Raw genomic sequence first — 8,298 nt, 5'->3', positions numbered from 1 at the left:
CCTGCACGCGACAATAGAATGAGCCATGTTGTTGCAGCGGAGGAGGCTGACTGCGCTCCTCGAACCAGAATTTCCTGCTACAGAACTTCTACACACGACGAGGCCGATGGCTTTGAAGCCAGGTATGGCCAGTGCTACGAAATCGATGCCAAATCTAAGCGAGCATTATGGGCGCAGAATAATACCAGTGAGCGCTGTGGATGCCTCACGCGGCGGGATTCCAGTTTCGCAGTCGAGCTGATTCAGTGTTGCGAGCACTGGAGGCTTGCGATGGCGGCGGCGATTGGAGTTCGAACGGATCAGACATCCGAGGAGTTTGCGGAGGTTTGCGCGACGATGCGGCGATGCTGACCAGGTTCGGCGGCTGCTGGCGATCGCGCTGATCCTGGGCGACCGCGCTTCGAGGACACAAGGCCTTCAGGTCCATCCCTACGGACCCGGTCGAGCAGCCGATATACTTGGCGGCGACCTACGCCGAGCAGCATCACGGCATCTTCGATCCTCAGCTCGCCGTGCTCGAACCGCCGCAACGTGTCATATCGTGAAAGCTCGCCATAGCTCATAGCCAACACCGTCATAAGCGCGTCCTCCCGCAATGCAGGAAGACATGCCACTCGGACCACGAAACGCCACAGGTGTGACATCTCTAAGTTGCGGAGGGTGACATCTCTAAGTTGCGCTTACAACTGCACCACCCGATAATAAACATTATGTAAAATTGTCTCTGTCAAGTTCGGAATTTTGTTCTGCTTACTGACATCAATTCACGTGCTCTAGCCATTGATTGTCGCAGATGACCAATGGATGTGCATGATACGCCATTGCCCTTTCATCCGCCTGAGAATTACCGTCTCGATCAACCGGCTGTTGATCACACGCGTGCGGTACGTTCCTGAGACCGTTTCAACGCTCATAACCCACGCCATATCGCCTTGCATTCGATCAGTCCGGCTTACCAGCTTCCGAGTTACAGCGGCGGTAAAGGCAGCGTCCGCCTCCAGATGGTGGCTGGCATATTCGGCGCGACCTCTTTCGACGCCGCCAGATTCAAAGATGACGACATCTTCCGCAAGCAGCGCTAACGCAGCATCTGTGTTCCCCCTCGGTGGTCAATCCACGTACTGTCTACATCGTCATTGGAGACAGCATGCCCAGCACAGCAACCAGTCCAATCACCCCAGCAGCCAACATCAACTCGCCTGCCAAGCTTTTACGCAGGAGCGTCAGTGCAACTGAGTGCTCCACACTGTCGCGTTCATGAACCAGAAAATGCCGCCGTCCGATCTGGGCATTGTGCGCGCCAAACGCCAGCATTCCGCCAACTAACGTCACTTTTGCGACTAACAACAAGCCATAGGGGGTGTCGGAAACGGCTATGGTGTTCTCCAAGCCAAAGATCAGCTGCGCATTTATCAGACCCGTCATAGATACAGCTGCGACAAGCCCGACACCCAGCGGTGCGAAGCCATGCATGACGCGAAGCAGCTGATCGGTAGGGATAAGAGCGGGCTGCCGGTGAGCTTTGATTGTCAGTAAAAGGAACCAGCAGATGGCACCTACCCACAAGCTCGCCGCAAGCAAGTGTACGCCGTTATTCAGACGGTGGAACAAGCCCAATCCGCCTTCAGTCGCAGCCACATGGCCGCTCCAGCTTAGCGTGAGCAGCGCACCGGCGAAGCAGGCAGCAGCGACGGGGAAACCTACGCTAGTCCGGTGTCGAATGAACAACGCACACAAGCCGAAGGTGAGCAAAGATTCGCGCAAGAGGAACGCTTTGCCAAGGTCAGTGCCAACAATCATTGCTTCGGCCATCGGCCAATCGAGCGCTGTAATTGGCACACCCATCATAGCAGCGATCGAGGCCAGCATCAGGGCGATTGAAACCACCGGTGCCGCAAGCGCTGCGATGATCAGCGTGTGACCGCCCTCGTCGTGAGGCACCCAGCGCTCGCCACGCAACCCAACCAACCGAAATGCCGTCCAACCCAACAGGCCGAGCAGCAAAGCATAATGAGCAAACCGCAGAACCTGTTCGGTTGGCTCACCCATCTCATTATCAGCCGACGATAAAGCTGACTTTACCTGTCATACGATGGCCGTCCGCCCCCGCAGCCTGCCAGCGCACCTCATAGGTTCCTTTGGCCAGCGGCTTTTTCAGGGTGAGTGTCATCGTTTTGTTGCCGTTGGACCAAGAGGTGGTGAAATTGCGGATGGCCATTTCGCCGTGGTTTGCCATGCCCGGCATCGCGGTCATGACGATGCTTGCTGCCGCCGTCGGCGGGAGCAGAGCTTCACTGAAGGTCAGTGTGACCACGCGGGCGCTGCCAACAGTCGTTCCCTCAGCCGGTGTCGATGCGACGACTTTGGTGTGAGCAAGCGAAGCGGACGGAACTGCAAGCGGAGCGGCGACCATTGCGATTGCGGCGAGGAGAGATGCGAATTTCATGGGGTACTCCTTTATTTCAGAACCAGAAACGGATGCCAACGAGATAGTTCGTGACGCTGGGATCCTCGCCGCGTGCGCGGGCGTAATCGGCGCTGCCGCCGAGGCGCCAACTTTGCTCGATGCCGATATACGGGGCAAATTCGCGAATAAACTCGTAGCGCAGCCGCACGCCGACCTCGACCGAATCGATGCCTGACCCGGTGCCGAGCTGCGGAATTTCCTGCGCCGACAGGTTCACCTCGGCGCGCGGTTGCAGGATCAGACGTTGAGTGATGCGCTGGTCGACCTCGCCCTCGATCCGCGCTGTGAGATCGCCACGCTGTGACAGGAACAATGCGGCGTCGACCTCGAACATATAGGGCGAAAGCCCTTGCACGCCGATCACCGCATGCGTGGTATCGGGTCCGCGGAGGTCTTGGCGCACGCCCGCCTGCAGATCCCAGAAGGGCGCAATGGCCCGCGCGTAGAGCGCCTGGACCTCGGCTTGTTCAATCGGTTCGCCGAACGTGCCTTCACCTTCGCTCTTGAACCAGAGCCGGCTCGTCGGGCCACCATAATAGCCCTGAAGATCCCAAAGATAGCCCTCACGACCGTCGCGCACCTGCGTCTCGAAACGATCGCCCTGAAACCAGAAGACCGGGAAATCGCCATGGGTGCGTTGCAATTCCTCGCGCGAAGCCCGCATCGCGTCGGCGCCCCAGATGGCATCGGCGGCGCGCGGTGGACCGCTTCCGGCCTCAGGTGGCGGCGGGGTTTCCATGGCAGGTCCCGGAGAAGCAGGCGCGGCAACGTCGACCGCGCCATGATCCATGGTGCTGTGGTCCATGCCAATCATCGAATCGGCAGGCCCGGCCGCCCCACCCGTCATGTCATGGCCTGCGTGAGGGTCGATTGGCTCAGCGGTAGCAGGCTGCTCTGGCATGGCGTGCCCCGCGTGCGGATCGGCCGGATCAAGCGCTGTCGGCGCCGCGGGCATGCCGTGGCCGGCATGGCGGTCGCCGGGCGCTGGCGCAGGTGTGGGCGCTGGCGCGGGCATTGCATGCCCTTGATGCTGAGCGAAGGCCGGAACGGAGATCAACGCGCTCCCGAGCAGGGCCGCTGACAGGACAGACCGCACGCTCATGCACCGCCGCCCGGACCGACCACGGTCACAGTCTGCATCATCCCGCCATGCATGTGATACATCAGGTGGCAGTGAAACGCCCAGTCGCCGGGTTCATTGGCCGTGAGATCAAATTGCGCGCTGGCGCCGGGCTGGACGATCACGACGTTCTTGCGCGGCTGAAGCGCAGCGCTTTCCCCGTTTACCAGCTCGAAGAACATGCCGTGCAGATGGATGGGGTGCGCCATCATGGTGTTGTTGACCAGCTTCACCCGCACCCGCTCGTTCCATGCAAAACGGATCGGCACATCGCTGACGGCAGAATACATCCGCCCGTCGAACGACCACATATAACGTTCCATATTGCCAGTAAGGTGCAGTTCGAGCAGCCGCGATGGCTCGCGGGTGTCGCGGTTGGGCTCGAGCGCCTTGAGCATGCGATAATTGAGCACCCGGTGCGGCACATCGCGCAGTCCAAGGCCGGGATCGCCCATTTTGTCGATGGGGGCCATCGACACCATGTCGATGCCTGGGCCGATCGCGACGTCGGGCGGGAGCAGCGCGGTATCGCGCATCTTCATGCCGTCCATGCTCATGCCACTCATCGCCATGCCTGCCATGCCACTATCGGCAGAGGCGGCCACGTCGCCATGTCCCATGGCTGCGTGATCCATCGCGCCTGTTGCACCACCGGTTGCACCTTCTGCGGAAGGACCGGACGTCATTGCTCCATGATCCATGCTGCCGGACCCGTGATCCATTCCCATGTCGCCCATGGTTAGCAGCGGCGGATCGCGCAGCGCAGGAACGGTCGCCCGCGCACCGGGCCGACTCGCCAACATGGCCAGCGCCATGCCCGAACGGTCCATCGACTCACCGACGATGGCATAGGCTTCGGCATTTCCTGGCTCGACGATTACGTCATAGATTTCGGCAGTGCCGATCTGGAATTCGTCAACCTCAACCGGGCGCACGTTCTGCCCATCTGCTGCGATGATCGTCATCGGCAGGCCGGGGATGCGAACGTTGAAAAAGCTCTGCGCCGATCCATTGATGATACGCAGCCGGATGCGTTCTCCCGGCTTGAACAGATATTCCATGCCCTCCGCCGGCCCACGTCCGTTGGCAAGAAACGTGTACGTCTTCCCGCCAATATCCATGATATCGGTCGGCATCATCCGCATCTGTGCCCACATCCGGCGTTCTTCGCCGGTCATCGGGTAGTCATCGGTCCAGGTGTTTTGCTGGCGGTTGAAATAGCCTTCGCCGGTGCGCAACCGCTGCATGATGAAATGTGGGTCGAGCACAGTGAAGTCGCTTAGCAGCAAAATGTAATCGCGATCATACTCCACCGGTTCGGCGCCTGCCGGGTCAATAATCAAAGGGCCATAATGCCCCGACTGCTCCTGCAAGCCCGAGTGGCTGTGATACCAATAGGTACCTGCCTGGCGGACCGGGAATTCGTAGGTGAAGGTCTGGCCCGGCTTGATGCCCGGAAAGCTGATGCCCGGGACCCCGTCCATCTGGAACGGGAGCAATAGCCCGTGCCAGTGGATCGATGTATCCTCGCTCAAATTGTTGGTGACATTCAGGCGGACATTCTGCCCTTCGCGCAGCCGGATCAACGGGCCGGGGACACTGCCATTGACGGCGATGCCCGGGCCGCGTCGCCCTTCAACAATGCGATGCCCGCTGCCGACGGCAAGATCGATGACCTCGCCGCTGAGCTCACCAAAGCCCGCAGGAATGCGCGGGCCGTCGCGGCCATGGCTGCCGCCCCGGTGCATGCTGTGCCCTTGCGCCCAAGCTGGCGTAGCGGCGAAGGCTGAGGCCGCGCCAAACGCAGCGATCAGGTGACGTCTTGTGAGATGAGGACTGGTCATGCGATTTATACGCGCGCAAGGCCTTCACCCCTCAAAGTTTCCTGAAGTTTTTTCCGCGCCCTCCCAAGACGTGTCTCGACCGCCTTTACGCTGATGCCCAGTGTCGTTGCGGTCTCCTGCTGGCTTAGCCCTTCGACTGTGCAAAGGATCAGGACATCTTTGAGACGTGCTGGAAGCTTGGCGATCGCGCGGGCGGTCGCGGCGAGCTCGGCGCGGTCTGCGGCAAGCGTTTGTGCCGAGGGTGCATCATCGGCAATCCATTGCGCAGCCTGTTCGGACATGGGCAGGCCTATGAAGCGCCTGACGGCGCGCCGACGGGCCCAGTCCCGGCATTTGTTGAGCGTGATGGCGCTGATCCAGGCCTTGAACGATCGTCCGGGGTCGAAGCGGTTCAGCGCGCCGAATGCGGCTATGAAAGCCTCCTGCGTAATGTCCAAGGCTTCATCCGGATCACCCGTCGCTGAGCGCGCAAGCCGGTACACTGTCTCGCGGTAGCGCTCCACAAGCTCCCGCTGCGCATCGGCATGGCCAGCCAGAGATCTGCGGACGAGCGCCGCATCCGGATCGTCAGCGGTCACTGCGGCTGAGCAGCGAGGCTCTTGCTGACCACCGCATCGAACCGTGATTGCTGATCGGGGCGCAGAATGGCGCGCATCGCGAAAACGTGTTCGAGTGTTGCTTTTTGGAGATCCCCCATCGCGTCATGCGTCTCGTCGACCGCGGCCGACACGCGGGGACCGTATTCGTGCTCGGCAGCAATGGCTTCGCCGAGCAGCGCGTTGCTGCTCCTGAGCCGTTCTTCGAGCGCTTCGCGCCGCGCAGCGAACTGGCGCTCCAATGCAGTCAGTTCTTTTTCCTGCGCCGGGTCGAGGTCAAGCTCATCATGAATCAGGGCGTGGAGTTCAGCCCCACCATGGTGCGGTGCGGGTTGAAGCATTCTTCCGAGCCATACCCCTACCAGCGCAAGCGCAATGATCAGCCCCGCCGCCAAAACGATGCGACGCTGGTTCATTGCTGACCCAGGGCGATGAGAGGGGTCAGCGATGCCGGGGGACCGAAGGCGGCAATAGGCACTTCGGCTTGTGCAGGTGCCTGAAGACCGCTGAAAACGCCCAGTCCGAGCGACGCAACGAGGCCTAGTCCGAGCAATGCCCGTGTCTGCCTGACGTCTGCCTGTGCGCGCTGCGCGAGGCGTTCACCATCAATCCCGGACATATCCGGGACAGGAAGTCTGGCCAGGCGTGCGAGATTCTCGTCGAGATCCATCATGCAGCTCCTTTAGAGTTGTATACGCAGGCGCGGACAAAACCCCTCACTTTCCGATGCCCAATTATCGTTGCAGCTCAAAACTGAAGGCATCGATGATCGGACAGGGCCCAGATTTCCCCGCAGCGCAGTCCTCGGCGAGCCGGACGAGCGCACCGCGCATGGTTTGCAAAGTGGCAATTTTCTCATCAAGCGCCGCGATCCGAACGCGTGCAAGGTCCTGCGCCGCCGCTCGGTCGCCAGAATCGAGGGAGAGCAGCGTGGCGATCTCTTCAAGTGTGAACCCGGCGGTCTGCGCCGAGCGGATCGATTGCAAGCGTGCCAGATCGCCGCGCGTGTAGCGGCGCGGACCCTCGTGGCGCTCAGGCTGGGCCACCAATCCGCGCCGCTGATAATAACGGATCGTCTCGACGTTGACCCCGCCTGCACGGGCAAATTCACCGATCTTCATATAATGCTTGATCCCGTACCATGGTACGGAACCTATATAAGCCGCAAGTTTGCGATTCAAAGGAAATCACTAATGGCCAAGCCTACAAAAACCGCCGTGCTTCACCGCATGGTCATGCAAAACCACACTTGCCCTTACGGCCTGAAGTCAAAGCATCTGCTCAAAACGCGAGGTTACTCCGTCGATGATCGGCACCTCACCACGCGCGAACAGACTGACGCGTTCAAGGCTGAATACGGCGTTGCAACCACCCCACAGACCTTCATCGATGGCAAGCGGATCGGAGGGCATGACGACCTGCGGCGCTACTTCGGGATCAAGGTCCCTGTTCCCGGCGCGACCAGCTATCGCCCGGTAATTGCGCTCTTCGCCATGACAGCAGCCATGGCGATGGCCGCTGGCATCGCGGTTGATGGCACAGCCTTCAGCATTCGCGTTGCCGAGTGGTTTATCGCGTTTAGCATGTGCGTGCTTGCGATGCTCAAACTTCAGAATGTCGACAAGTTCGCGACCATGTTCCTCAATTACGACCTGTTGGCGAAGCGCTGGGTCCCTTATGCGACCCTCTATCCCTTCGCTGAAGGCTTGGCCGGTGTCCTGATGGTTTCAGGCCAGCTGCATTGGCTCTCGATACCCGTGGCGCTATTCATTGGGACGATCGGTGCAATTTCGGTCTTCAAGGCAGTCTACATCGACAAGCGCGAACTCAAATGCGCTTGCGTCGGTGGCGACAGCAATGTCCCGCTAGGCTTCGTCTCGTTGACTGAAAATCTAATGATGATGGCAATGGCAATCTGGATGTTATCCAGAGCCATTGGCTAAAGGTCGCCCGCATAAGAATTGAGAACATCGCCCCTTAGGCTTTGACCTGCCTAAAAATAATGGGTCGTTGCTCATTATCGATGGGGATAATGCCCCCACCATACACAAGAAAGCGGGCGCCCGGTTAGTAACCGGACGCCCGCCCTTTTTGCTCTGGTTATTCCCTTACGGACAGCAGCTCATGGCCGCATCGCAGCAAGCGAGCACGAGGTCGCAGCAGGACATGGCGAGGGATGCAACCTGATCCGGCGCAGCGGCAAATGCTGCAGAGCTGGATCCGAGCAGCACGGCTGCAGCGATAATGTACTTTTTCATGATGGTATCTCCG

The 8,298-nt window shown here is 60.0% G+C and carries 11 protein-coding genes and 1 pseudogene; 1 reads left to right on the top strand and 11 read right to left on the bottom strand.

Translation table 11 applies throughout. The features are described 5' to 3' along the window. Positions 1–299 precede the first annotated feature (299 nt). The 10 genes and pseudogenes from ACU0AG_RS15710 to ACU0AG_RS15665 all read right to left on the bottom strand — a co-directional run bounded on the left by ACU0AG_RS15710 (position 300) and on the right by ACU0AG_RS15665 (position 7,148). Positions 300–563, bottom strand: a complete 264-nt coding sequence (locus ACU0AG_RS15710; protein WP_482783208.1) for a helix-turn-helix domain-containing protein — start codon at positions 561–563, stop codon at positions 300–302. A gap of 210 nt (positions 564–773) precedes the next feature. Further along, positions 774–1,091: pseudogene (locus ACU0AG_RS15705) on the bottom strand (YybH family protein); the annotation flags it as partial. A 34-nt stretch (positions 1,092–1,125) separates the two neighbouring features. Then, entirely contained in the window at positions 1,126–2,049 is a 924-nt protein-coding gene (locus ACU0AG_RS15700; protein WP_086740564.1) for a CopD family protein, read from the bottom strand. Between the two features lie 7 nt (positions 2,050–2,056). Then, the gene (locus tag ACU0AG_RS15695; RefSeq protein ID WP_086740562.1) at positions 2,057–2,446 is read right to left on the bottom strand and encodes a copper resistance protein CopC; all 390 of its coding nucleotides are present in this window, start codon (positions 2,444–2,446) and stop codon (positions 2,057–2,059) included. A 16-nt stretch (positions 2,447–2,462) separates the two neighbouring features. Then, a complete protein-coding gene (locus tag ACU0AG_RS15690) occupies positions 2,463–3,272 on the bottom strand; it encodes a copper resistance protein B (RefSeq protein WP_324616826.1) in 810 nt (269 codons plus the stop codon). A gap of 293 nt (positions 3,273–3,565) precedes the next feature. Then, positions 3,566–5,431 (bottom strand): copper resistance system multicopper oxidase, encoded by a 1,866-nt coding sequence (locus ACU0AG_RS15685; RefSeq protein WP_088912963.1) that lies wholly within the window; start codon positions 5,429–5,431, stop codon positions 3,566–3,568. A gap of 5 nt (positions 5,432–5,436) precedes the next feature. After that, complete coding sequence (locus ACU0AG_RS15680) at positions 5,437–6,009, bottom strand: RNA polymerase sigma factor (protein WP_088912962.1); 573 nt, start codon at positions 6,007–6,009, stop codon at positions 5,437–5,439. Beyond that, positions 6,006–6,443, bottom strand: coding sequence for a periplasmic heavy metal sensor (locus ACU0AG_RS15675; RefSeq protein WP_086740553.1), 438 nt, complete (start codon positions 6,441–6,443; stop codon positions 6,006–6,008). The genes ACU0AG_RS15680 and ACU0AG_RS15675 overlap by 4 nt, the downstream gene beginning before the upstream one ends. Continuing rightward, positions 6,440–6,700, bottom strand: a complete 261-nt coding sequence (locus ACU0AG_RS15670; RefSeq protein ID WP_086740551.1) for a hypothetical protein — start codon at positions 6,698–6,700, stop codon at positions 6,440–6,442. The genes ACU0AG_RS15675 and ACU0AG_RS15670 overlap by 4 nt, the downstream gene beginning before the upstream one ends. 61 nt (positions 6,701–6,761) lie before the next feature. Beyond that, entirely contained in the window at positions 6,762–7,148 is a 387-nt protein-coding gene (locus ACU0AG_RS15665) for a MerR family transcriptional regulator (RefSeq protein ID WP_088912960.1), read from the bottom strand. Positions 7,149–7,220: 72 nt separating this feature from the next. On the opposite strand from ACU0AG_RS15665, the gene ACU0AG_RS15660 reads away from it, so the two are divergent. Continuing rightward, positions 7,221–7,970 (top strand): MauE/DoxX family redox-associated membrane protein, encoded by a 750-nt coding sequence (locus tag ACU0AG_RS15660; RefSeq protein WP_482783206.1) that lies wholly within the window; start codon positions 7,221–7,223, stop codon positions 7,968–7,970. A 165-nt stretch (positions 7,971–8,135) separates the two neighbouring features. Here ACU0AG_RS15660 and ACU0AG_RS15655 read toward each other — a convergent pair whose 3' ends face one another. After that, on the bottom strand, positions 8,136–8,285 hold the full coding sequence (locus ACU0AG_RS15655) for a hypothetical protein (RefSeq protein WP_156076275.1): 150 nt from the start codon (positions 8,283–8,285) through the stop codon (positions 8,136–8,138). Positions 8,286–8,298: the final 13 nt, after the last annotated feature.

The sequence above is a fragment of the Erythrobacter sp. RANMB8 genome, from assembly GCF_056848235.1.
The sequence above is the reverse complement of the archived record's forward strand: the minus strand, read 5'-3'. Positions and strand labels throughout refer to the sequence as shown.